Below are 24151 nucleotides of genomic sequence, written 5' to 3' on the forward strand. Positions count from 1 at the left end.
CTCGCCGCCGAGCGAGGACTGGAGCCGCGTATGACGGACGCGGACCTCGGTGAGCTGCGCATCAGGGCGCTGCCGGTCTTGCACACCTCTCACCCGACGTGCGGTTACCGGATGGAGGGAAGCGTGGGGACGGTGGTGTGAGCGCCGGAGTTCTGGATCTTCCCGGCCTGGGCGGCGGACGCGGACCTGATGTTCTGGAAGCCTCCGCCTGGGACCGCCCATCCGCTTCCGCGGTGGAGTGGGCGGGCACGCTCCCGTGCGGGAAGTCGGCGCAGAAGAGGCCAGGAACCGGATCGGACGCCTGGTCTACGCGCACATCGGCCGCCCCTGCCTGCGGGTGATGGACGCCGGTCTGATGCCCGAGTACGGGGAGTGGGGGCGGGAGGGGCACACCTACTTCCTGTCACCCCACGGCCGAGCGTGCTGATCGTCGTGGAGGCACCTCCGACGCTCGCCCGAGATCACGGTGTCGGCTCGTCTGAGGTCAGGGACCAAAGGGCCCCCGCGGCCGTGCCCATGTGGCTCTGTCGGCGCGACGCCGTACCGTTGAAGCTGCGGTCGTGGGCCTGAAGGGGACGACAGGGTCCGATGTGCCGTCCGCCGTGCTGAAGGAGGTCGGTCATGAGTGCCGACACCGATGTGAACGCCGTCCCGGCCCCCGCGTCCGAGGGGCTCGTGATGGGAAAGGACGGCATGGCCGCGCTTGTGGACGTGCTGGTCCGGCGCGGCTTCACCGTGATCGGCCCCACGGCCCGGGAAGGTGCGATCGTGCTGGCGGAGCTGCGGTCGGCCGACGAGTTGCCGTACGGATGGGGCGTGGAGCTGGAGGCCGGGCGGTACCGGCTGCGGGAGCGGTCGGACGGCGCGGCCTTCACGAACGCGGCGGGGCCCCAGTCGTGGAAGTCCTTCCTGCATCCGGCGCGGGTGAGGGAGTGGAGCGCCGACCGGGTGGAGGGGGAGCTGGTCCTCACGCCCGACCAAGCCGCGCCTCCTCGGTATGCCTTCCTCGGTGTGCGCCCCTGCGATCTGCGGGCCATCGCCATCCAGGACCGAGTGCTCACTGGTGGGGCATACCGAGATCCTGTCTATACGGGGCGGCGCTCCGGGGCACTGTTGATCGTGGTGGAGTGCACGGAGCCCGGCGCCACGTGCTTTTGTGTCTCGATGGGCACCGGACCCGCTGCCGGCCCCGGTTATGACCTGGTGATGACCGAAGTGGTGGATGCGGACGGGCACCGATTCTGGGTCCGCAGCGGCAGCGAGGAAGGAGCAGGGATTCTGGCCGAGCTGCCCGCTCGTCCGGCCGACCCGAAACCCGGGAGAAGGCTCACACTGACGTCACAGCCGCTGCGGATCGTATGGGACGGACCATGCCCGAGGCCGACCTGCGGGAGCTGATGGCCGGAACGCTCGACGCGCCCCGCTGGGACGACGTCGCCGGGCGGTGCCTGACCTGCGGCAACTGCACCATGGTGTGTCCCACCTGCTTCTGCACCACCACCGAGGACGTCACGGACCTCACCGGTGACCACGCGGAGCGGTGGCGGTTGTGGGATTCGTGCTTCGACCTGGACTTCTCCCAGCTGCACGGCGGCCCGGTCCGCGCCTCCTCGCGCAGTCGCTACCGGCAGTGGATGACCCACAAACTCGGCACCTGGTACGACCAGTTCGGCTCATCCGGCTGCGTGGGCTGCGGACGTTGCATCGTGTGGTGCCCGGTCGGCATCGACATCACCGAGGAAGCGGCCGCCCTGCACGACTGGACACAGCCCGGCGTAACGGCAGCGGAGCCGGAGGAGGGATGACCACCGTGCCGCCCCCGCTGCCGTACCGTGTCGCCGATGCCTGGGCCGAGACCGCCGACACCCGGTCGATCGAGCTGGTACCGGCTGGAGAAGCACTCTCACCCTTCTCACCGGGTCAGTTCGCGATGATCTACGCCTTCGGGGTCGGTGAGGTGCCGGTCTCGGCCAGTGCCCTGCGCGGCCGCCACGGGGGTCTTGTGCACACCGTGCGCGCGGTGGGCGCGGTCTCGACCGCGTTGTACCGGCTGCGCCCTGGTGACAGCGTCGGTCTCAGCGGGCCGTACGGCACCGGCTGGGACCTCGAAGCGGCCGCCGGCCATGACGTACTGGTGGTCGCCGGCGGCATCGGGCTGGCCCCGCTGCGGCCGGTCGTGCACACGGTCCTGGACCGGCCGGCCGCGTACGGTCGGCTCGCCGTCCTGATGGGTGCCCGCACCCCTGTCGACCTTGTCTTCCGGGACGAGATCGAAAGCTGGCGCGGCCCGGCCCGGGTGGAGCTGACCGTCGACCGCCCCGGTCCGGGTTGGCAGGGCGCGGTGGGCGTGGTCACCACTCTCCTCGACCGCCTCGACCTGCACCCCGAACGGACCTGCGCGCTGGTGTGCGGACCCGAGGTGATGATGCGACACACCGCACGCGATCTCGTGACCCGCGGACTGGTCCCGCACCGCGTCCAGGTGTCCTTGGAACGGAACATGCACTGCGCCACCGGCCATTGCGGCCACTGCCAACTCGGACCACTCCTGCTGTGCCGGGACGGGCCGGTCGTCGGCTACGACCGTGTGGCAGACCTGCTCCTCGTGAGGGAGTTGTGACATGGTCACCGAACTCGGCCCGGTCATTCGCACACGGCCGACGCTCGCCGTGTGGAAGTTCGCCTCCTGCGACGGCTGTCAGCTGACCCTCCTCGACTGCGAGGACGAGCTGCTCGGCCTCACCGAGCGCGTCCGGATCGACCACTTCCTTGAGATGACCCCGGCCGAGGGCGCCGAAGGGGGCCGCGCGCGGCTGGAGGGCCGAGGGCCGTACGACCTCTCCCTGGTCGAAGGCTCGATCACCACCGCAGAGGACGCCGAGCGCATCCAGCACGTCCGCCGCATCTCCCGCTATCTGGTGACCACCGGAGCCTGCGCCACCGCGGGCGGCATCCAGGCACTGCGCAACTTCGCCGACGTCGACGACTTCCTCGCCGCGGTCTACGCCCGGCCGGAGTACATCGCCACGCTGGAGACCTCGACACCTATCTCGGCCCACGTTCCGGTCGACTTCGAACTGCGCGGGTGCCCCATCGACCGACGCCAGCTCCTCGAAGTCATCAACGCCTACCTGGCCGGACGCAAACCCCAGATCTCGAACCACAGCGTCTGCTTCGAGTGCAAGAGGCGCGGCACCACCTGCATCACCGTGGCCCACGGCACCCCCTGTCTCGGCCCGGTGACACACGCCGGCTGCGGCGCCATCTGCCCCGCCTACGGACGCGGGTGCTACGGCTGCTTCGGACCGTCGAGCAAGCCCAATCTGCGCTCCATGGTCGCGCAGTTGCGCAGCGACGGGATGAGCGAGCGAGACATCCAGCGTGTCTTCCGCACCTTCAACGCCGCGTCGCCGGAATATGCCCCCGTACCCGACCTCGCGGCCGAGGAGCAGCAGCAGAGCCCTCCGGCCTGACGGACCTCCGCCCGGAAAGGCTCGCATGAACGATCGCGGAACCCGCGTCCTGCGACTGGACGCGCTGGCCAGGGTGGAAGGCGAGGCCGCTCTCCACCTACGCGTCGAGGGTGACACGGTCGCCGAGACGCGGCTGCGCATCTACGAACCACCGCGCTTCTTCGAGTCCTTCCTGACCGGCCGGGGCCACACTGAGCCTCCCGACATCACCGCTCGTATCTGCGGCATCTGCCCGGTCGCCTACCAGATGAGCGCCTGCCGGGCGATCGAGGACGCCTGCGGGGTCACGGTGGACGGCCCTCTTGCAGACCTGCGGCGCCTGCTGTACTGCGGCGAGTGGATCGAGAGCCACGCCCTGCACATCTACCTGCTGCACGCTCCGGACTTCCTCGGGCGCGCGGACGTCGTGGAACTCGCCCGCGACCAGCGCGCCGCCGTCGAACGAGGCCTGCGCATCAAACAGACCGGCAACGCGATCCTCGAACAACTCGGCGGCCGCCCCATCCACCCGGTCAACGTCCGGATCGGCGGCTTCTACCGGACACCGGCACCGGACGAACTCCGCCCGCTGGCGGAACGGCTGCGTCAAGCCCGTGATGACGCCCTGGAAACCGTCCGCTGGGTGGCGGCGTTCGACTTCCCCGACGCCATGTGCGACCACGACCTGTTCGCACTACGCGACCCCGGCCGCTACGCCATCGACTCCGGAACACCGGCGGTCGTGTCCGCTCAGGGCCAAGGCCCGGCGCTGCGCGAGTTCCCCCTGCCCGACTTCGAACAGCACGTCCAGGAAGGACAGGTACCGCACTCCACCGCCCTGACGGCCACTCTCGACGGCCGCCGCTACTTGACCGGTCCGCTGGCCCGCTACGCGATCAACGGCCGTTGGCTCCACCCCGTGGCTGCCGAGGCGGCGCGGGACGCCGGCCTGGGCGACCCGGAGACCGGCGCCGTCTGTAACAACCCCTTCCGCAGCATCGTCGTACGCGCCGTGGAAGTGGTACAGGCCATCGAGGAAGCCCTGCGGATCATCGACACATACGAACCGCCTCCCCGTCCGGCCGTCGGGGTCCCGCCGCGTCAAGGGGCCGGCGCCGGGGCCACCGAGGCGCCCCGGGGGCTGCTGTACCACCGCTACGTTCTCACCGAGGACGGCACGATCACCGAGGCCCGCATCATCCCACCCACGGCCCAGAACCAGACGGCCATCGAGGAGGACGTGCGCAAGACGGTCCAGGCGCGACTGGAAACGGCCGGACCCGCCGCTGACGACGAGGAGCTCACGCATCTGTGCGAACGGGCCATCCGCAACCACGACCCCTGCATCTCCTGCGCCGCCCACTTCCTCGACGTGACCGTGGAACGTCTATGAACGGCCGGGTCGTGGTGATCGGTGTGGGCAATCCGCTGCGCGGTGACGACGTGGTCGGTCCGGCAACAGTGGAGGCGTTGCGCGGCCGTGTCCCGGATGGCACTGTCCTGACGGTCAGCGACGGCGAACCCGCACGCATGCTCGACCTATGGAGCGACCCTGACACAGTGATCGTGGTGGAAGCCCTCCGGACACTGCCGGCCCGGCCGGGCGACCTGCACACTCTGACGGCGGCGGACGCGGCCAACCGGACAGCAGCTACGGCGAGCACCCATGCGCTCGGCCTCGGAGAGTGCCTTGCCCTGGCAGAGGCACTCGGGCGGCTGCCGCAGAGACTCGTGGTGCACGCCATGGAGGTGGCGGACGTCGAACTCGGCGCGCCCCTGAGCGAAGCGGTGCGGTCGGCTCTCCCCGAACTGATCGACCGAGTCGCCGCTTCCGTTCGGCAGGCCTACGGACCGGACCACGAGGAGTAGGGGGCCGATGGTCCTCCGGCACGGGCCGAAGCGCCCTCGCGACTATGAAAGGCGGTGGGGACAATGACACTTCCTCTGGTGGTGGGCGTAGACGGATCGGACTCATCCCTGCTGGCGGTCGACTGGGCCGTGGACGAAGCCGCCCGTCATGGCGTTCCGCTCAGGCTGGTGTACGCCTCCTTGTGGGCGCGCTACGAGGCGGCCCTTCCCTCGGCGGACCCGAGGCGGCCCTCCGAACAGGTACTGGCCGAGCACATCGTGGCCTCGGCGGCCGATCGCGCCGAACGGCGCAACCCGGATGTGAAGGTCACCACCGACATCGTGCCGGAGGACGCGGTGGACATTCTCGTGCGCGCGGGCGACGAGGCGTTTGCTCTGGTGACGGGTTCGCGCGGTCGTGGTGAGCTCAAGGGTCTGTTGCTGGGGTCGGTCGGTCTCGGCGTGTCCGCCCGGGCGCACTGTCCGGTGGTCGTGGTCCGGGGCGATCGTGCGGGCCTGGAGGGTGCGCACGAGCGGATCCTGCTCGGCCTAGGCGAAGCCGACATGAACGCGGAGGCCGTGCGTTTCGCCTTCCGTGAGGCCGAGGTGCGCGGGTGCGTCCTCGACGTCGTGCGGGCCTGGCGCAGGCCTGCCTACGACAGGCACGGCGACCGGTTGCAGCCCGGCGGACCGGCGGATACGTACGAGGAGCGCGCCTCCGCCGTGATCGATGCTCTTCTCAAGGCGGCGAGCGCCGAGAATCCGCATGTCCGGACGCGCCCGGCGGCCCTTGAGGGACCGGCCGGCAAGATACTCGTGGACCGGTCGGCCGCCGCGGACCTCGTGATCGTCGGAGCACGGCGCAGAACGGGGCACCTCGGGTTCCAGCTCGGCTGCGTGAGCCATGCCCTCCTCCACCACGCGCAGTGCCCTGTAGCGGTCGTGCCCGGACGGCAGTGAGAGCGCTCCGAGGCATGCCTGCGGTCCCACTCCTCAGGGCGTGGCGTCGCCCGCGCCACGCTCTCAGCCGAACAGACTTCGCACCCTGATGGTCTCGACGCGCCGCCACGTGCCGTCGGGCAGCAAAATCCGATCTCTGTCCGCGCCGCGAGTACTCGGGCATCAGACAGAACCGACGGTCGGACGCGTGGCGCGCCGCCGGGCCTGCCTCGCTGACGGCAACGGGGCACCGCAGCGAGAGCTACGGCCAGGCGTTCGCCCGGAACCTGGCGGAGGCGATGGAGACGTCCGAGATTGTGAGGGGTCCATCAAGGGTCGTCGAACAGGGCCTACCCACGAAGTGATCGATCTACGACAGGCCCGGCGCTGTCTCGAACACGAAGGGGCGAGTACAGGCGTCATGGGAGACCTACGCACTTGACATTTCAGTCGTCGTTGCTGCGGGTGATGCGTTCGCGCAGTTTCAGCAGGCCCGTGCGTTCGGTGGAGTAACCGACGGCCTTCAGCGCCTTGGTGCCCCGTTGCGCGAGGCTGCTCCACTTCGTGCCACTTGCTTCGACGGCTTCACGTACGGCCTTGCCCATTCCCTTGGGGACGGACTGCATCAGCTGCGGCAGATAGAGGATGGCGTACTCGGCGGCTCCCTGGTTGACCTCAAGCATGGGGAGGAGGATTTGCTGGATCAGGTCGCGGCGTGCAGCTGGCGAAGTGACATCCGCAACCTTCCACAGGTCGAGGACGACTCGGCGGTCGGGATTCCTGGATGCACGGGTGTACCTGTCGATCAACAGCTCGGCCGTGAATGCATCTGACAGTGACGGCCATCCGGCTGCAGTCAGCGTCTGCTCCGGCAGGTGAGTGCCCGGGCCCCCTAGCAGATCCCTCCAGAAGCCGGCCTGGTCCTGCGCGGGCAGATCAGCCAGTCGTGAGGCCACTGCCTGAAGCAGCGTCGCGTCGGTCTGCAGCGGCGACTGATGCCGCAGGCCTGCCGAGACGGCTGTGTACAGCTCCGATACCGAAGGCCCTTCGAGAGCGATCCAGGCAGCCAGCGTTTCGCCGACACGGTCGGAGCGGCTTCGGGCGTGGGTGGCCATTTCCGCTGCCGACGGCAATGCTTGAAGACCCCGCCTGTCGATGCCGCCGGTCAAGAGAAGATGGCGTGCGCGAACCCGTAGGCGGGTGTGCTCAAGTTCCGGGATCCAGCCACTGTTGTCGATGGCATTCACCAGGGCGCGGGCTGCATCCGCACTCAGCGGTGGTGATCCGGGAGAGTCCACGTCACGCAGGCAGTCGTTCAGGAGTGACTCAACGTAGGCCAGGATCGCGGTGTCGTGTGAAACGACGAGATCGTTTCCGTCGGCGAGCAGCTCGGTGAGAGCTGCCGCCTGATGGGAGACGAAGTCTCTGCGCTTGACCAGGCCGCCACTCTCAAGTGGCTGGAGCACGCCGAGAAGTCGTAGTTGCTCGGCGGCTTCCTCGTCGGTCGAGGGCCGGGAGAGCGACGGGAGGACGAAAGACGTGATGTGCGGGCAGCGATCCGGGGGCTGGTTGTCGAAAAGCCGCATCAAGCTGTCCGCGGCGCGACTGACCACTTCAGGCTCCGGAGCGTCGTCACGCTTACTGGCTCTCTCCCACAGCGCTCCCAGCAGTTTGTCAAACTCCTCGGTCATGTCGTCGATGGACGACCGCGGGTCCAGCATCCCGAGCCAGTCCGGCCACCGGTCGGTCGAACGTCGCCAAGCGCTCGACAGTACCGCCCGTGCCAGGGCCGTTTCCCTGATCGCGGGGATCGCGCCCGTGTTCCGCTCCACGATGGTCCGGCAAAGTTGATTGTCGGACGCCAGCAGCAGTTCCACGACGGCGTGTGCTGCTTCGGGGCCCTCCTCGCACCAGTGCTCGAGAAGCGATTCCAGTCTCTGGAGTGCCTCGTCGGGAGATCTCGGCTCTGCTGAGGAGTCCGATACGACGGCTCCCGGCTGAGCTTTCGCTTTGCGCCATGCTTCGTGCTGCTCGATCAGCGCCTGCAGTTCCTTCGCGACAAGGGGACCGACCTGCCTCATGAGAGTCGCGGCTTCCGGGGAGGGGAGATCGGCGAGCATGTCCGCCATGTCCTCCTCCGTGCCCAAAAGATGGCGGGACACCAACTGCTGTACAACGCCGGGCTCTGCTGCCAAGGCCGGCCTGGCATGGCGCATCACCATGGCGGCCACCGAAGCACTCTCTCTGACCGAGGAGTGTCGAAGGACGATCGTGCGCATCTCGAGAGCTGCCGGACGGTCACTCGCCAGTGCCAGCCGCCAGCAACCGGCCAGTATCTCGTCGGGCAGTCCGTGCGGGGAGTTGGTCAGGATCGGTGTGAGCGTCTCGACCGTAGTGTCCGCCATGCCGTTCAGCGAGATGGATGTGTCACCACAGACGGCTAGGACGGCATAGGCGACGTTCTCCTCCTCAAGACCGATCGCATCCCGGGCCTGCTGCGTCAGAAGGGCCAGCGCGGCAGGGCGTTCTTCGACGGAGAGGCCACCAATGGACGCCAGCACCTCGTCCACCTCGGCGTTCTGGGCCTGCTGCTCCAGCGTCTCGGCCAGGACGGCCGGCAGCCCGAACACGCTGCCGCTGGTCTCCAGGAAGATCAGGTCACGACCCGGGCCCGGCACCTTCCGTGTCCGCTTGAGGTAGGCCACGAGCTGCTGGCCATGGTGCTTTCGGACGTCGGCCGCCTTCTCTTCCCCATCCTCGTCTTCATCGGGGTCTTCAGGGTCACTGAGACGCTGGTCGACGTCAGCATCGAGATTCGCGTACCTGCTCGCGGCCTGTCTGACCTGTTCTCCCACGTGGAAGCCCAGATCAGCCCGGGGATTGGCGTCCAGGGCCAGTACGTACTCGCACAGCCGGTGGTCGAGCAGCAAGTCCCTGGCGAAGAGAGGGAACTCCACCCGGAGACAGACCAGCTTGGCGATCTCCTCGACCCGCGTGGCCGGGTCGGTCTCCAGCAATCCGTCCGCTGCCCGCCGCTGAGCCAGCCGGTAGGTCAGAGCGAATGTGTTCAAGAGCGCCTTCACTCTGCGGGGGCTGCGTACATGCGAGGGCACGAGGACGCTCACCACCAAATTGATGTCGATGGCAGCCCACAAGCCTCCCCGCCCGCGAACCAGGTCGGCGGCGAAGCTGGTGACTTTCGGCACCAGCAGGGGCGGGAGACTGAGCTGGTACTGGAACACCTTGTCCAGATAGCCGCTTCCGCTGCTGTAGTACGGGTTGACGGCGTCGGCGGGCGTGGCCTGCTCCAGAGCTCGTGTGAGTGCCTCTTCCAGGACCTGCTGGTCGGCGGCGACGACGAAGACACAACCGTCAACCCCCAGAAACGTACGCAGGGCGTCCAGGGTGGCCACGACGTCGGAAGGCTTGCACCTGTCCAGCTCGTCGACGAATACGATGATCCGCTCCACACCGGCACGGGCGACGAGGGCGGCGAAGATCTCCTCGAACTGCTCGTCGCTGTCGGCTGCTTCCGTCTTGTGCTCGCGGGTGAGAGTGCGTGAGACCAACACCATCATGGAGGTCAACAGGGCGGCCGGTGCGATACCCGCCTTCAGGGCTCCGGCCGCCATGTTGGCGAACGTGGGCCGGAAGGCCCCACCGTGCAGCCAGGCGAAGAGCGCCATGGCGGCGCCGAAGAAGGCGACAACAGCTCCGAAGGTCAGGCCGAACATCTTCAGGAGGCGCCCTACGTCGTTCCGCCCGAACTGAAGCTTCACGGCGACCCGTCCACCGTACAGCTCCTCGTGGAACTTCGCGTCCTTGATCTCCAAGGCGGTGGCGGCCGCGATGATGAAGTTCCTGCGTAGTGGGTTCTCCGCGTACCTGAAGGCGTCGAACCGAACGAACCGCACATCCTCCCGCTCGTCGAGCAGCCCTTTCAGGAGGTTGGCCACGCCCGACTTGCCAGAGCCCCAAGGGCCCCACACCGCGATATTGGTCGGCGTGGGCACCGACAGCACTACGTCGTAGAGCTGATCGGCGATGTGACTGTGAGCCAACCGGTCGCTCCGGGCGCTGTCGACCTCGCGGTCCTGTATGAGGTCGTCCGGCGCCATACGGCTGCTGTCCCCTCGTGCCACTACTTCCCCCGCGTTCGACCTCTGCGCCCACGTTCCCTGAAGTTGACGGCATGCACCGTTACTTCACCTGGACAACACGATAAACGGCACCACTGACAACCGGACGCTTCCGTGTTCACGGTGGCTGCCCGGTTCCGGGCGGGGAGGACGAGCTCGTGATCGTCCCGAGCAGGTCTATGTCAGGGCATGCAACGGAGCCTCAGCGCGAGGGCTAGGCAAAGAACGAACCCAGGCACGGAAGGATCAAGCATTCAGCGCAACGAGCTCTGGGAAAGCCTCCTCCCGCACGATACGAAGGTGACGGCTCACCAGCCGTCGCAGTACCGGCCACTGGGCGACAAGCAGGATTTTGTTGAGGAAGCGGTCAGATCCTGCGGCTGCTGTCCTTCGGCGAGCACGACCCGATAGGGACTCATCCAGGCCTTGGGCGGCTCCAGGGGGTAGCTGTTGCGGGCCGGACCAGGACCACATGGTGCCCTGGTAGGGGCCTGCGAGGTCTTCCAGCCGATAGGGCAGGCGGCTGCGAGAGCGCCACTGCAGCACCTGGGTAGGCAGACACCGATTCGCAACTGTAAAAGCCGTCTCGCTTGGGATCGTTCCCATCGAGGCGAATGTCGGCTATGGAGGCCATGATGCCGCACTCGGGCGGCCTGCCGTTCGCCGCCCGTCCTCGTACGACATGCTCCTGCTCACCGCTGCCGGGCGGTGGGGTCGTCTATCTCCTTGTCTGCCGCGAGATGGCCATGTTGCTGATACGGCATCTCGTCGGGGTGCCGTTCGAGCCTGACGCGCCGCCATGCGGCGTCGAAGGAGAGGTTCCCCTGGCTGGCCCGTGTCAGCTGCCACGCCCGCCAGCTTGTCCAGGGCGAGAGCAGCCATCGCGATGCTGACGTGCTCACCAGACCACCACACCTGCGAGGCCGAGGCGGATACCTGCCGCCCCGCTCAAGACTCGTCCTCCGGATCCGCCGCGGCGTACCCGTTGACCAAGGCTTGTGCCTTGGCGGCGTGGTGTGGCCGCTGGGCGCTGTCCATGCCGGCGGCAAGGAGGGTGTACAGCATGCGTTTCTGGGTGTGGTCAGGGAAGCTGGCGAGGAATTCGCGCAGCACTTCGACGGCCTCGTGCTCGACGGTCCGTTCGTCCTCGGGGCGATGCCGGGCGAACACCTCCGCGACCGTGTTCACCTTGTCGGCGAAGGCCGGGAGTTGGGACCAGTCGGCGTTGCCGTGCTCGATCCATCGCACCAACAGGGCTGCAGGGTTGGCGAGTTCAGCAGCGAGAGCATCGGTTTTCTGCCGTCGCAGGATGTCGCTCACAGCCTGCCGACGCTGAGCAGTCAGCAGCGCGGCCACGGCAGCCCGATCGTCCGGCAGCAGGTCGAGCGTGAGCTCGGCCGTGAACTCGACCGGAGGGTCGGTGGGCAGTTGACGCAGTCGGGCGAGGTGCTGGCCGCAGACGTCCCGCGCCGCGGCGAGGTCGGCCGGGTCGCACGTCTTCGAGACTTTGCTCGCGGCGTCCCTGAGCGTGGTGCGCACCGCCCCTGCGATCTCCTCGACAGGGCTGGGGTAGGGCGGCTCGGTGAGCACTGTGGCCGTGATCCGGGCGCTGAAGCCGATCCCGGGACAGGCACTGCGCAACCGGACGTCGAAGCGGGTCAGGGCGCGCCGCACTGCTTTGCGCGCACGACGGCGCGACCATCGTGTGGAGGCCATCGATCAGGACCCCGCCGAGGCACGCTCGTGGCCGGACAGGAGGGACGACAACGCCGGGGGCAGCCGGAGATCCTTGCGCAGTTCGATGACGGCCTCACCGTAGGCCACTCCAGGCTCGCCGAAGATGAGGGCCGAGACCGGAGAGGCGACGAGGTGCCCCAGAACGATTTCGTTGAGGAGTTCCGTCAGGAGCTCGGTCGGCATGTCCGCTGTCTTCCGCGCCTCGGCCCAGGCGGTCAGCAGTTGCCGGCATTCGGCTTCGACCCGGGTGTCGGCCAGGGCCGCGCTCCAGCCGTCCACGAGCGCTTCCCTGACGTCCTGCTTCTGCTCGGCTGCCGCCAGCATGACCTGCAGAATGTACGGGTCCACGCGTGGGTCCAGCAGCGACAGGAAAGCCCGGTGTCCTGCCAGGTGTTTCTTCTCGGTGGCCCATTTGATGACCGTGCTCCACACCCGTGGCAGCTGGCCGTCGCGAGCGGCGATGTCCCGCAGTGCCTCCTGAGCCGTCCGTACGGCCTCGTCCGACTCGGGTCGGTCGAGGATGTGCCGTAGGCGGACGAGGGCCTGGCGCGGGTAGTGCTCGGCGAACTGCCCCCGGCATACCAGGGCGACAACGGTCGCAATGGCCTCCGAGTCCTCCTGTGCCGAGTCCAGCAGCAGACCACGGACTCCGGCGCCCAGTGTGTCCGACTCTGCGGCGACGGTCAGGAAGCGGGCGATCAGCGCGCGGTGCTCGGGGCTGTCGGCGCCGTTGTCGATCCAGGCGTGGACCTTCTGGACGACCCGGAGGTCGTTCTCGGCGACGGCCAGTTCGACCAGGAGGTCGCTGATGGCGGCCAGCCGGTCGGCACCCAACTCTTTCGGGGAGGTAATGGTGTCCAGCCACTTCAGCAGGTGCGGGTGGATGTCGGCACGCTGCTGCCACAGGTGGAGCAGGACTGCGCGGGCGTATCCGGGCTTGTGGTCCAGGGACACGGTCCGCCCGGTGACCTCTGCGCCCATCGCGGTCAGTCGGCTGGTCAGATCCGGTCCGGTCAGGATCGTGCGGACGTCCGCTTTCGGGGATTCGCCCAGCAGTGCCCGGGCGCCGTCCTGGACGGTCAGCGCGTCCTTGCCGTTGAGGAAGATCGCGGAGATCAGCAGGGCGCGGTCATCCGGATTGTCCTCGGTCGCCGCGAAGGCGTCCCGTACGTCAGTGCGCCACTCCTGGAAGGCGCTCAAGGCGTTCTTGAGCCCCTCTGGGGAGTCTTCTGCGGCGGCGAGTTTGGCGGCCAGGTCGGCGGCGTCCGCAGGTCGGCTGCCGTCGGTCAGCTGCTGCGCGGCCTTGCCGGCCAGGCCAGTGTCCGACGGCGTACCGGTCAGCCACCGCAGGCGGTCCGGCTGATGGTGCACGTACTCCAGATGCATCCTGGCCACGCGACGCGCGGACGGTCGAGCCGTGGCACGGACGACGACGCCCTCGACCGCTCCCGTGACCGTCTCGGGCCAGCCGTGTTCGTCGGCGATCACGACGAGGAACGAGCCTGAGAGCCTCAGCTCCTCAGCGTAACTCACCAACTGCTGAGCGACAGAGCCCCGATTCTGCCAGGCGCTGATCTCCGCGGCCACGTCCAGCAGGTAGCCCGTGCCCGGCTCGTCAGGCAACTCGGCGACGTCCGGGGAGCCAGGCTTCTCCCAGTCCGGCACGATCTCCTGGAGCTTGAGCGACTGTCGTTGGGACACCTCCCACAACGCCTTGATTCCGGCAGTTCGCTTGCCATATCCAGGCGGCCCCGCGACGACTGCTAGGCGAGGCCCCTCCCCGGTGAGACGGGCGACTGCCTTCTCGGCGGTCCGCACGTGCTGGTCGCGCACGTCCAGCTCCACCCACGCCCGCCGTACGACGTCGAGTTCGATCTGCGGGATGTTGACCACCGGCAGCTGCGGTTTGTCCTTCATCGTGATGGAGCCGGCGGCAATGATGATCTTCGAGTTCTGGTTGCCGTCGACCTGCACCTGGAAGCCGGGCATTGGTGGGCCGACGGGGGGAGGCGGTGACGGCGGGACGGCCCCAGGAACGATCTCCTCGTTCACCGGCTCCGCTCCGGAGCACGGTAGTGGAAGCCGCCCGAGGCGTTGATGTCGCCGCCGGAGATGACGACCATGCTGTCGGTGTTGTGGTGCACGCTCGTCCGAGCCGCGCCGGCCTCGCCCGCCCCCTTGACCTGGTCGATCAGGTCCTGCAGCTCCTGCACCGCGTCGGGATTCTTTCTCAGGAACACCACCAGCTGCATCTCCAGCTCGCCACGCAGCTGCTGCTCCACCGACCCGCGCTCGCCGGCCGCGCTGTCAAGGAGCTGCTGCCGTGCTGAGTCGATCAGCCGCAGTTCCTGCTCAGCGCTCTCCTCGCCACCCCGCCGGAAGAGCCGGGCGATCGCACCCCGCACAGATTCCCACGTGCTCTTGGCCATTTCGGTGACCAGGGCTGCAGCCCCCACACCCGCGACATCCGTGATGCTCAACGCGTCCCCCAGGATCCATTCCCCTGCTCGGCGAGACGTGCAGGGGTCGGCGGCATATTCGACAGATCAGGGTGGATGTCAGTACGGAGGTCGGCAATCGAAAGTATTTGCCACATATCTAAATGCGTAATTCTTAATCGGCCAGAATCGGTCAGTCCGCGTGGGCAGGGTGGGGCTTATGTAGAGCTTGTGGCGAGAATCGAGACAAAAGGGCCTTCCGGTCCCCGAGTTGCGAGGCTAATTGGCCAATGGGTTGTTTGGGTGATTGTCCTGAAGTGGGTGTAGCGGGCAGACGTGACTACGGCAATCAGCTAGGCGCCTGTTGAAAGAGCGGCCAATGAGGCGCTGGGCTGCCATGGGCGTACACCGAGGCGGGCCTGCCCGCCCTCCCCGACCGCCGCCGCATGGCCCGGTGGGACCGCGAGTGGGAACGCCCGGGTGGGTCATGCGCTCCGGGCGCTGACGGCACCGTCGCCCCGTAGTCCGTCATGCCGCCGGATGCCCATCTGTGGCGGTGTGGCGATGGGTCCCGCAGCGTGGGGAACAGGGGCGGACCGGCCCAGCGGGCACGGACATCGAAGGAGAGGTGGGACGCATGGACGCGGATGTCTCGGAGCCACGGGTGGTGGTCGGCGTCGACGGGTCGCAGTCCTCGTACGAAGCCTTGCGCTGGGCCGTGCGCTACGCCGGCCTGGTCGGCGGCACCGTGGAAGCGGTCGCCGTGTGGGAGCTGCCGGGTCTGTACGGCTGGTCGGGGCCTGCCGTGGACATGGACGTCGACGAGGAGGAGACCCGGCAGAAGATGAGCCAGGAGCTGTCCGACGTGCTAGGCGCGGAGGCTGCGGGCTCGGTGCGGACGCATGTGGTGCACGGCAACGCCGCCGACGTCCTGTTGCGCGCCGCCGAAGGAGCCGAGGTCCTGGTCGTGGGCAGCCGGGGCAGGGGCGGGTTCGCGCGTGCCCTTCTCGGCTCCGTCAGTCAGCATGTGGCACAGCATGCGAGCTGCCCGGTCGTGATCGTGCGTTCCCAGAAGCAGTGACCCGAGGCCCCGGACTGAGTGGAGCCAGCTCACTGGAAGGCCGCGTGAATCTCCTGCTCGGTCGCCTCGTGCGACACGAGCAGGAGCTCGTCGCCTGGCAGCAGCCGCACCTCGGGGCCCGGGACCGTGGGCCGGCCGTCGCGTACGACGGTGGCGACCACGGTGCCGGCGGGCAGCTCGATCTCACCCAGCCGGAGTCCCGCCGCCCGGGATTCCTCGGTGATCGCGGTCTCGATGACCTCGACGCCCGCCTTGCTCAGTCGCAGCAGCGCCACCGTGTCCGTGGCACCGGTGGCCTCCTCGATGAGGGAGATCAGGGGGGTGGCTGCGGGCACGGCTACGTCCACGCCCCACCGCAGGTCGAAGAGCCAGGCGTTCTCCTCCTCGTTGACGCGCGCGGCCACCCGCCCCACTCCGAACTGCCGCTTGGCGAGCAGGCTGATGACGAGGTTGTCCTCGTCGCGGCCGGTGGCGGCGATGACGAGGTCGCAGGCGAGGGCTCCCGCGTGCTCGAGGAGCGCCGGCTCGCAGGCGTCCCCGGCTACGACGCGCACGTGCGGCAGGTCGCCGAGTTCGGCCACACGGTCGTCGTCGTACTCGACGAGGGTGACGTCGTTGCGGGCGACGGACAGCACCTGGGCGATCTGGGTGCCGAGCCGGCCCGCACCCGCGATCAGGACCTTCACGTTCCCAGCTCCTTGTCGAGAAAGCCGCTCAGTCGGCCCAGCGCCGTGGCGGCGACGCTGAAGGTGACCAGGTCACCGGGTTCGGCCAGGACACCGTGGGCGGGGAGCAGTGAGTGACCGGCACGGGTGATCTCCACGACGCGGATTTCACCGTCGACGTCGAACTCGGTGACCTGCCGTCCGGTGAGGTAGGACGGCAGCCGGGAGCGGACGAGGAGCGTCTCGCCGTTGCCGAAGGTGAGTTCCGAGGTGAGGTGGCGGTGCAGCAGCATTTGGTGGATGCGGTTGACGGCCCAGCGGACGCTGGAGATCGTCGGGATGCCCAGTTCCCGGTAGATGTCGGCGCTGCGCGGATCGTGGATCCGGGCGAGGACGATCGGGACCCGGTACGTCTCCTTGGCGGTGCGCGCGCTGACGATGTTGCTGTTGTCCCCGGACGTGACCGCGACGAAGGCGTCCGCGTGGGCGATTCCGGCCGTCTCCAGCACGGAGCGGCTGAAGCCGTTGCCGATGTGGAAGGTGCCGGGGAAGCCCGGTGCCAGCCTCTTCTGCGCTTTCGGCTGCCGGTCGACGAGCCGAACATCGTGGCCTTCGGCGACGAGCTGCGTGGCCAGGGTGGCCCCGACCCGCGATGATCACTCTCATCCACCTTCCTCCCTTCGAGATGTCCTCCGGTGCCGCAGCGCCCATTTCCTGAATTCCTCGGCGGCCAGCAGCAGGGCTCCGAACGCGGCGAGAACCGCCCAGTCGGCGGGGGTCAGCGGCGCGGTGCTGAAGACGGCCTGGAGCGGTGGCGCGTAGCTGATGGCGGCCATCAGCCCGATGCCGAAGCAGCCTGCGACCAGCAGCCAGGGATTGGTCAGCAGACCGATCCGGAAGACGCTCTGCCGGTCGGTGCGCACGGCGAGGGCGTTGAAGAACTGGCTGACGACGATGCCAGCCTGGACCATGGTGATGGCCTCCCGGTAGACGGGATTGTCCTTGGTGAAGTCCGCGTAGGGGATGCCGGAGGCGTGGATGTGCCAGAAGAAGACGGCGCACACGCCGAGGGCTTGGATGCCGCCGAGGAAGAGGATGCGGCCCATGACAGCCGTCGAGAAGAGCCGCTCGCTGCGGGGCCTCGGCGGGCTGTTCATGACGTCGGGTTCCATCGGTTCCGCGCCGAGTGCGAGGGCGGGCAGCACGTCCGAGCCGAGGTCGATGGCGAGGATCTGAATGGCTGTGATCGGCACCAGCGGGAAGCCGGCGAAGGTGGCGGCGAGGATCGGTACGAGTTCGGCGATGTTGTGGCTGAAGAGGTAGATCAGGAACTTGCGGATGTTGCGGTACACCGAGCGGCCCAGCCCGACTGCGGTGGTGATGGAGGCGAAGGAGTCGTCGAGCAGCACCATCACCGCGGCCTCGCGGGCGACATCGGTGCCGGAGGCGCCCATGGCGACACCGATGTCCGCGTGCTTGAGGGCCGGGGCGTCGTTGGCCCCGTCGCCGGTGACGGCGACGACCTCACCGTGTCGCTGCAGTGCGGTGACCACCCGCATCTTGTGCTCGGGGCTGACCCGGCAGAGCAGCAGTTCGCCGGAGCCGGTCAACAGGGCGTCCAGACCGCCGTCATCCAGCGCGTCCAGCTGGGTGCCTGACGCCACGGTCGGAGCCCGCTCGTGCACGATGCCGACACGGCGGGCGACCGCCTCCGCGGTCAGGGGATGGTCTCCGGTGACCATGACGATCCGGATCCCGGCCCGCCGGCACGCGTCCACCGCGTCCCGCACCTCCGGCCGGGGCGGATCGTACATCCCCGCGAGCCCCAGCAGCGTCAGCTCCGACTCGACGTCCCCGAGCGACGGCCGGGGACCAGCCACCGGCCGCCTGGCGACTGCGAGAACGCGCAGGCCCTGTCCGGCCATGCCGTCCGCAGCCGCCGCCACTTCAGTGCGGGCCGCGTCGGACAGTGGTGTCTTCGTGCCACTCCGGTCGATGGCATCGCAGCGGGCGAGGAGTTCGAGCGGCGCGCCTTTGACGTATGCGAAGAACCTGCCGTCGCTGTCGCGGTGCACGGTGCTCATGAGCTTGCGCGCGGAGTCGAAGGGATGCTCCGCCACCCGGGGTGTACCGGCCTCTTCCTGCGCCGGATCCAGGCCGGCTTTCCGGGCGGCCACCAGCAGGGCCCCCTCGGTGGTGTCTCCGAGCACCCGCCACGCGTCCCGCCCGGTCGGCGGCACCAGCCGGGCGTTGCTGCACAGAGCCGCCGCCCGAAGCAGCTCTCGTACGGGCCCGGCGTCGGTGATCTCGCCGGTCGGCGCGTACCCCACTCCGGAAACGGCGTGGGAAACCCCGTCCGTCCACAGCTGTACGACGGTCATCTCGGCCTGGGTGAGGGTGCCGGTCTTGTCGGTGCAGATCACGCTGGTCGAGCCGAGCGCCTCCACCGCGAGCAGTTGCTTGACCAGCGCGTGCCGACGGGCCATGCGGCGGACACCGATCGCCAGCGACACGGAGAGTGTGGCCGGCAGCCCCTCCGGGACCAGGGCGACCATCACACCGAGCGAGAAGACGAACGTGTCGACGAACGGCTGCCCGCTGGGCACGCGCACCGCGAACAGAACGGCGCCGGTCGCGAGCGCGACGCCCGCGACCCTGCGGGCCATGAGGGCGACCTGCCGTTGCAGCGGGGTCTGCTGCCGCGGCGCGGCGGCGGCCAGTCGGAAGATCCGCCCGAACTCGGTGGCCGTGCCCGTGGCGAACACGACGGCCTTGCCCGTGCCCGTGACCAGATCGGTGCCCATGAAGACGCAGTTGCGCGCCTGCAGCGGCGGCCCTGACGGTACGGGTTCGGCGACGCGGGCGACGGGATCGCTCTCACCGGTGAGCGCGGCGTTGTTGACAGCGGCTTCCTGCGCCTCGATCAATCGGCAGTCGGCAGGCACCGCGTCCCCGGCCTCGAGGATCACCACATCGCCCGGCACCAGATCCCGCGCGGACAGCTCATGCCGCTCTCCGTCGCGCAGCACGCGGCAGGTGTGCGGCACCATCGCCTGCAGGGACTCGGCCGTGCGTTCGGCGGAGTACTCCTGCGCGAAACCGATGCCGGCGTTCAGCAGCACCACGCCGAGAATCGCCAGGGCCAGTTGGAGGGTGGCCGGATCCCGGGGCTGCCCCAGCCAGTACGCGAGAAACGTGATCGCCGAGGAGACGAGCAGGACCACTGCGAAGAGGTCGGTGAACTGCGCGACCAGCCGACGCCACATCTGGCCTCGGCCCACGCCGGGCAGCTCGTTGGGGCCGTAGCGGGCCCGCCGTGCGGCTGTCTCGGCCGATGTGAGACCGCGGGCGGAGCTTCCCAGGCCGGCAAGGAGGTCCGGCACCGGCAGAGCGGGGACTGACGAGCTGGAGGCATTTCGCTGGTCCGGGGGCGGCGCCGCCGCCGTCGTGACGCCCGTCGCTGGTCCGCCCTCGCGGAGGACAGCCGTCCCCTGCCGTCCCGGTTCAGGGCTCATCCACTGCTCCGGTCTCGGCAGGGGGGCCTGGCGGCTCCTGCAGGACGCTCCAGGCCACCGGTCCGAGCAGGTCGGCGAGCCGCCGGAAGACGTCGAGGAACAGGTCGTCGATCGTCAGCACGCCCACCACCCGGCCCGCGTCCAGGACCGGGAGACGGCGGACCCCCGTGCGGCGGAACGTCCGGTAAGCCACCTCCAGGTCGTCGGTGGCTTCTACCGTGACGACACGTGGCGACATGACGGCGTCCACGGATGCCTTCGGGTCCAGGCCGCCGCCCATGCCGCGTACGACCAGGTCGCGGTCGGTGACGATGCCGTGCAGCGCCCCGTCCTCGACCACGAGGACGGACCCCACGGCGCACTCGGCCATCCGTCGAGTCACCTCTACCAGGGAGGCATGGGGTTCGACGCATACCGGAGGAGCGGTCATCGCCTCGGAGACCTTCATGCGAGCACTCCTCGGTGTCCGATGCTGTCCGATGGGGAGGTTCAGAGAATGTCGAGCAGATCGGCCACCGGCCGACGTGGGCTCGCGGGGCCTTCGGGGCCGTAGCCGAGCCGGATGACCATCTGGACGTGTGTCATGGACGAGAGGGGGTCGCGGACGGCCCATCGGGTCTCGGGCCATTCCAGGGGCTGGGAGGTGACCGAGGCGACGAGCCCGTCCGCGGTGGCCCGCAGCAGCACCCGCTCCAGTGCCTGACCGGCCACGAGCCAGTCCACGGGCTCGTCGCGGGCCGTGCCCAGCAGGGCGATGTTCGGGTTCTTCTCGAAGGGCGCCCAGCCACGTCCGGGCATCGGGCGGCCGACGGCGAAGTCACGCACAGGAGCCGAGGTGCCGCGCTGCCGAGGACCGAGCGCCTCGCCCGGGATGCCGTCGGCCACCCCAGCGGCATGGGGCAGCTCTGTGTGCGTCCAGCGCGTCGTTTCCTCACGCACGTCCGGTGCGAGCGCCTCTCTGTCCTCCGCGTCCCGCACCAGTTCCAGGATCGATTGCACATGCCATGCGCCGGTGAACAACAGCTGGGCCCCCTCGCCGTCGGCCGCTTGGGACAGCCCGTCCCGCACCTCGCCGGGGATTTCCTCGTCGCGGAAGGGCAGCCGGCTGGAGTGGCGGCGCCAGATGGCAGGGCCCAGCTGGGCGAGCGCCCCGTCGGGTGGTCCGGTGCCGCACAGATGCACTTCGGCGAGGAACTCGGGATACGCCGGGTCGGGCAGCAGGCGGACGAGCGGCGACAGGCCCGCTGCAGCGGCGGCCACGCGCAGGTTCAGCAGCGCTGCGCCGCAGCCGATGTGCAGGCCCCGATTGTCCGGGTCCGTTCGTGGCAGGGTGCGCTCCAGGTCGGCATAGAGGCGGAGGACTCCGATGTCCCGCAGGTAGCGGAAGGTCCAGGGCTGCGCGTTGTGCAGCGAGGGCGCTGCGGCGGCGTCCGCCACGAGTGCGGTGACGGTGTTCACGTCGAGAGGTTCTGCGGTCACGGCGGCTCCCCTTCGTGAGGGTCCTGGGATTCACTCAGGCGTCGGGACGGCGATGACAGGGCAAGTGGCGTGGTGCAGCACGCCTTGGCTGACCGAGCCCAGCAACATGCCGGTGAAGCCCCCACGGCCCCGCGTCCCCACCACCAGCCCCAGCGCATGTGCCGAGGCATCGGTGAGAACTTTGACGGGATGTCCGAGGACCACTTCGTGACGCAGGTCGACCTCGGGGAAGCGGGCGTGGCGGCCTGCCACGATCTCGGAGAGCAGGCGGCGGCACTCCTGCTGCGGCTCGTACTCGTCGAAGATCCGGAGCGGTCCGGGCTCCCAGACGAGCAGGGCCCGTAGCTCGGCGCCGCGCAGGGCCGCCTCCTCGAACGCCACGTCGACCGCGGTAGCGGAGTGTTCGCTGCCGTCGACGCCGACGACGAAGTACGCCGGCTCCTGGGTGATGTGTTCCGGCTCGGGGACGACCACCAGGGGACAGCGCGTATGGGCCATGACCGGCAGGGCCACCGAGTGCGAGCCGAACACCTCCTGCCTGCGGCTCAGGTGCCGTGATCCCAGCACTACGGCGGCGGCGCCGCGACTCTGCTCGCGCAGCACCCACACCGGTTCACCCTCCGCGAGCAGAACGTCCACCTCAAGATGTGGGTGCCGGGCCGCGACGAAGCCCGCGGCCTCCTCCAGCACCTGCTGGCCGGCTTTGTGCAGCGCCTCGTTCCACTCCTCCCACGACGGTGGGACTTCCCGCCCGCGGTAGCCCCTGGTGGGCACGCCCTCGACATGGACCAGGCGCAACGGCAACCGCCGACGGGCGGCCTCGTCGGCCGCCCAGGCCAGCGCCATCCGATGGCCGGGATCAGGATCGAGGCCCACCACGATCGGCCGGCGGTCAACGAGCCGGGACATGGCCGTCTCCCGTCACCAGATGGCGGATGTAGGCGTCAGGACCCGGGAAGTACAGGGTCACCCGTCCGCTGTCGGCCCACCGCACGTCGTAGGGCGGGCTGCCGTCCGGGTGGTGGAGGCCGACGATCTCGCCATCTCGTGCGATGACTCCGGCCGTGGTTCCCCGTACGACGATCTCGTCGCCGACGCGTGCGCGCATCGAGGCGCCTGTGGCCTCGGGGCCGGTGGCCCGTACGGCCTGGTCGTTCTTCTTCAGTGGTGCGGGAGCGGACATCGCCCTCGCCTCCTCCCTGCGGTGGCGCGGAGGGAATGCCGCCGCCGATTCCATGGAAGTCTTCGGCACTGTCGGCCTGCCAGGGGCCATTGGTCCCCGTGGCGGCCCTGTCGACCCTCCGCTTGTGGGGGGACCGGTCAGTGTGTGTGCGCCGAGAGTGGGCCGGAGCGGGAAACCGCCGTGTCCGAGGGTGCGACGCGCCCCTCCGGGCGCAGTCGGGCTTCGATGTCGGCGCGCACCGAGGCGGTCAGCCGCGCCAGAGCCTCGGACCATACCGGCGGAACCGGTTCGGGGTCTTTGATCCGGAGTGCCGGGGCGGGCAGAGCGGCGAGGTCCTCACGGAATCGCTTGCGTGCGTCCTGCCAGTGGTCCGGCGACCAGGTCCGCCGCCCACCGCGCATGACCGTGCGCAACAGTGGCTGAGCGGAATCCGGAGGCTCTTCCCCGGCCAGGGCGATCACGTCGGGCCGCCCGGCGCGGCGGAAGACCTGCTTGCGGCCCGGGGCCGTGACCTTCGCCGAGGACAGTTTCATCACGGGCCGGCCGTCGTACTCGACGAGCTTGTATGCGGCGTCCAAGTAGGGGGCGTCCGCTGCCACACCCACCTTCGTGCCCACCGCGTACACATCGATCGGGGCGCCGGCGCGTACCAGACGGTCCACGCCGTACTCGTCGAGTCCACCGCTGGCCACGATCCGTACGTCGGCCAGTCCGGCGGCGTCCAGGATGGCGCGTGACCGGCGCGCGAGCGCGTTGAGGTCACCGCTGTCCAGGCGGATCGCGCAGCCAGGTCCGCGCCGGAGTTCGGCCAGGACTCGGGCGGCGATGCGTACGCCCTGCTCGGTGTCGTAGGTGTCGACGAGGAAGGTGACGGGGCTGGGGTGGGCGTGCGCGAATGCACGGAAGGCCTCCTCCTCGCCGGGGAACGCCTCGATGTAGGAATGCGCCATGGTGCCCGAGGCCGGGATGTCGAGGGCCGTCGCCGCGGCCACGTTGCTCGTACCCGCGAACCCCACCAGGGCGCCCAGACGGGCGGCCTGCAGGCCTGCCCACGGGCCGTGCGTGCGGCGCAGCGAGAAGTCCACGACCGGCCGTCCGGCCGCGGCCAGGACACAGCGCGCCGCCTTTGACGCGACCACCGTCTGGTGGCACAGCTGGTTCAGCAGGTACGTCTCGACGAGCTGGGCCTGTGGGAGCGGGGCGGTCACCTCCAGCAGCGGCTCACCGGCGAACACCACACGGCCCTCCGGTACGGCGCGCACCTCACCCTCGAAGGAGAGTCCGAGGAGCGGTTCCAGATCCCCGACAGGCCGGTGCAGGGCGTTCGCGAACTCCTCGACGTCGTCCCGCTCCACACGGTAGTGGGCCAGGAAGTCCAGGGCGGACTCCAGACCCGCGGCGACCAGGAAGCCCCGGCCCGGTGGAAGGTCGCGGACGAAGAGGCTGAAGCCGGCCGGGGCCCGCATGCCCTCCCGCAGGTAGGACATGGCCATGGTCACTTCGTAGAGGTCAGTGGTGGTGACGTCGGACATGGTGATCGCCGCCGAGTGGCTTGGTTCCTTGGTTCCCAGTCTGGCCGCGACCGCTCAGTACGAAAGGGACCTCAGGTCCCGGGGGAGGGGCTGTTCGGCCTCAGCGGTACGGGTCCGTGCGCGCTGGACTGGAGGTGTCGGCA

General features: G+C 69.1%; 18 protein-coding genes and 3 pseudogenes. 8 read left to right on the forward strand and 13 right to left on the reverse strand.

Features of this window, described 5'->3' with window-relative positions; translation table 11 throughout:
* Positions 1-256: 256 nt before the first annotated feature.
* The 7 genes and pseudogenes from AC07C1_RS02575 (at position 257) to AC07C1_RS02605 (ending at position 6260) form a co-directional block, all read left to right on the forward strand.
* The gene (locus AC07C1_RS02575; RefSeq protein ID WP_478936391.1) at positions 257-427 is read left to right on the forward strand and encodes a hypothetical protein; all 171 of its coding nucleotides are present in this window, start codon (positions 257-259) and stop codon (positions 425-427) included.
* Between the two features lie 194 nt (positions 428-621).
* Positions 622-1805, forward strand: a pseudogene (locus AC07C1_RS02580) (4Fe-4S dicluster domain-containing protein).
* Positions 1802-2620, forward strand: coding sequence for an FAD/NAD(P)-binding protein (locus AC07C1_RS02585; RefSeq protein WP_478936393.1), 819 nt, complete (start codon positions 1802-1804; stop codon positions 2618-2620). Before AC07C1_RS02580 ends, AC07C1_RS02585 begins: the two are co-directional and overlap by 4 nt.
* A gap of 1 nt (position 2621) precedes the next feature.
* Positions 2622-3473, forward strand: coding sequence for an NADH-quinone oxidoreductase subunit B family protein (locus AC07C1_RS02590; RefSeq protein ID WP_471508616.1), 852 nt, complete (start codon positions 2622-2624; stop codon positions 3471-3473).
* A 25-nt stretch (positions 3474-3498) separates the two neighbouring features.
* Positions 3499-4845: a Ni/Fe hydrogenase subunit alpha gene (locus AC07C1_RS02595; RefSeq protein WP_478936394.1), complete on the forward strand. Its 1347-nt coding sequence runs from the start codon at positions 3499-3501 to the stop codon at positions 4843-4845.
* Entirely contained in the window at positions 4842-5321 is a 480-nt protein-coding gene (locus AC07C1_RS02600; RefSeq protein ID WP_478936396.1) for a hydrogenase maturation protease, read from the forward strand. The genes AC07C1_RS02595 and AC07C1_RS02600 overlap by 4 nt, the downstream gene beginning before the upstream one ends.
* A 63-nt stretch (positions 5322-5384) precedes the next feature.
* Positions 5385-6260, forward strand: a complete 876-nt coding sequence (locus AC07C1_RS02605; RefSeq protein ID WP_478936397.1) for a universal stress protein — start codon at positions 5385-5387, stop codon at positions 6258-6260.
* A gap of 425 nt (positions 6261-6685) precedes the next feature.
* Here the strand turns inward: AC07C1_RS02605 and AC07C1_RS02610 are convergent, their stop codons facing one another.
* The 5 genes from AC07C1_RS02610 to AC07C1_RS02630 all read right to left on the reverse strand — a co-directional run bounded on the left by AC07C1_RS02610 (position 6686) and on the right by AC07C1_RS02630 (position 14544).
* Complete coding sequence (locus AC07C1_RS02610) at positions 6686-10357, reverse strand: KAP family P-loop NTPase fold protein (protein ID WP_478936399.1); 3672 nt, start codon at positions 10355-10357, stop codon at positions 6686-6688.
* A gap of 713 nt (positions 10358-11070) precedes the next feature.
* Positions 11071-11280, reverse strand: coding sequence for a hypothetical protein (locus AC07C1_RS02615; protein ID WP_171160322.1), 210 nt, complete (start codon positions 11278-11280; stop codon positions 11071-11073).
* 46 nt (positions 11281-11326) lie between these two features.
* Positions 11327-11917, reverse strand: a complete 591-nt coding sequence (locus tag AC07C1_RS02620; RefSeq protein WP_478936400.1) for a hypothetical protein — start codon at positions 11915-11917, stop codon at positions 11327-11329.
* Between the two features lie 180 nt (positions 11918-12097).
* Entirely contained in the window at positions 12098-14104 is a 2007-nt protein-coding gene (locus tag AC07C1_RS02625) for a hypothetical protein (protein WP_478936402.1), read from the reverse strand.
* Positions 14105-14163: 59 nt separating this feature from the next.
* On the reverse strand, positions 14164-14544 hold the full coding sequence (locus AC07C1_RS02630; protein WP_478936403.1) for a hypothetical protein: 381 nt from the start codon (positions 14542-14544) through the stop codon (positions 14164-14166).
* A 646-nt stretch (positions 14545-15190) separates the two neighbouring features.
* Here AC07C1_RS02630 and AC07C1_RS02635 point away from each other — a divergent pair.
* Positions 15191-15634 carry a universal stress protein gene (locus AC07C1_RS02635; protein WP_478936405.1) on the forward strand — a complete coding sequence of 148 codons (444 nt, stop codon included), beginning with the start codon at positions 15191-15193 and terminating at the stop codon, positions 15632-15634.
* Positions 15635-15663: 29 nt separating this feature from the next.
* Here the strand turns inward: AC07C1_RS02635 and AC07C1_RS02640 are convergent, their stop codons facing one another.
* The 8 genes and pseudogenes from AC07C1_RS02640 to AC07C1_RS02675 all read right to left on the reverse strand — a co-directional run bounded on the left by AC07C1_RS02640 (position 15664) and on the right by AC07C1_RS02675 (position 24008).
* Positions 15664-16320 (reverse strand): potassium channel family protein, encoded by a 657-nt coding sequence (locus tag AC07C1_RS02640; RefSeq protein WP_478936406.1) that lies wholly within the window; start codon positions 16318-16320, stop codon positions 15664-15666.
* Positions 16317-16949, reverse strand: a pseudogene (locus tag AC07C1_RS02645) (potassium channel family protein); the annotation flags it as partial. The gene AC07C1_RS02640 and the pseudogene AC07C1_RS02645, both read right to left, overlap by 4 nt.
* Positions 16950-16961: 12 nt before the next feature.
* Positions 16962-19682: a cation-translocating P-type ATPase gene (locus tag AC07C1_RS02650; RefSeq protein WP_478936407.1), complete on the reverse strand. Its 2721-nt coding sequence runs from the start codon at positions 19680-19682 to the stop codon at positions 16962-16964.
* A 121-nt stretch (positions 19683-19803) separates the two neighbouring features.
* Positions 19804-20262, reverse strand: coding sequence for a CBS domain-containing protein (locus tag AC07C1_RS02655; RefSeq protein WP_478936408.1), 459 nt, complete (start codon positions 20260-20262; stop codon positions 19804-19806).
* Between the two features lie 41 nt (positions 20263-20303).
* Entirely contained in the window at positions 20304-21293 is a 990-nt protein-coding gene (locus AC07C1_RS02660) for an Acg family FMN-binding oxidoreductase (RefSeq protein WP_478936410.1), read from the reverse strand.
* Positions 21294-21323: 30 nt separating this feature from the next.
* A complete protein-coding gene (locus AC07C1_RS02665; RefSeq protein ID WP_478936411.1) occupies positions 21324-22202 on the reverse strand; it encodes a universal stress protein in 879 nt (292 codons plus the stop codon).
* Positions 22203-22212: 10 nt separating this feature from the next.
* A pseudogene (locus AC07C1_RS02670) lies at positions 22213-22401 on the reverse strand (DUF1918 domain-containing protein); the annotation flags it as partial.
* 212 nt (positions 22402-22613) lie between these two features.
* Complete coding sequence (locus AC07C1_RS02675) at positions 22614-24008, reverse strand: nicotinate phosphoribosyltransferase (RefSeq protein WP_478936413.1); 1395 nt, start codon at positions 24006-24008, stop codon at positions 22614-22616.
* Between the last annotated feature and the right edge of the window lie 143 nt (positions 24009-24151).

The sequence above is a fragment of the Streptomyces sp. NPDC045022 genome (assembly GCF_056432605.1).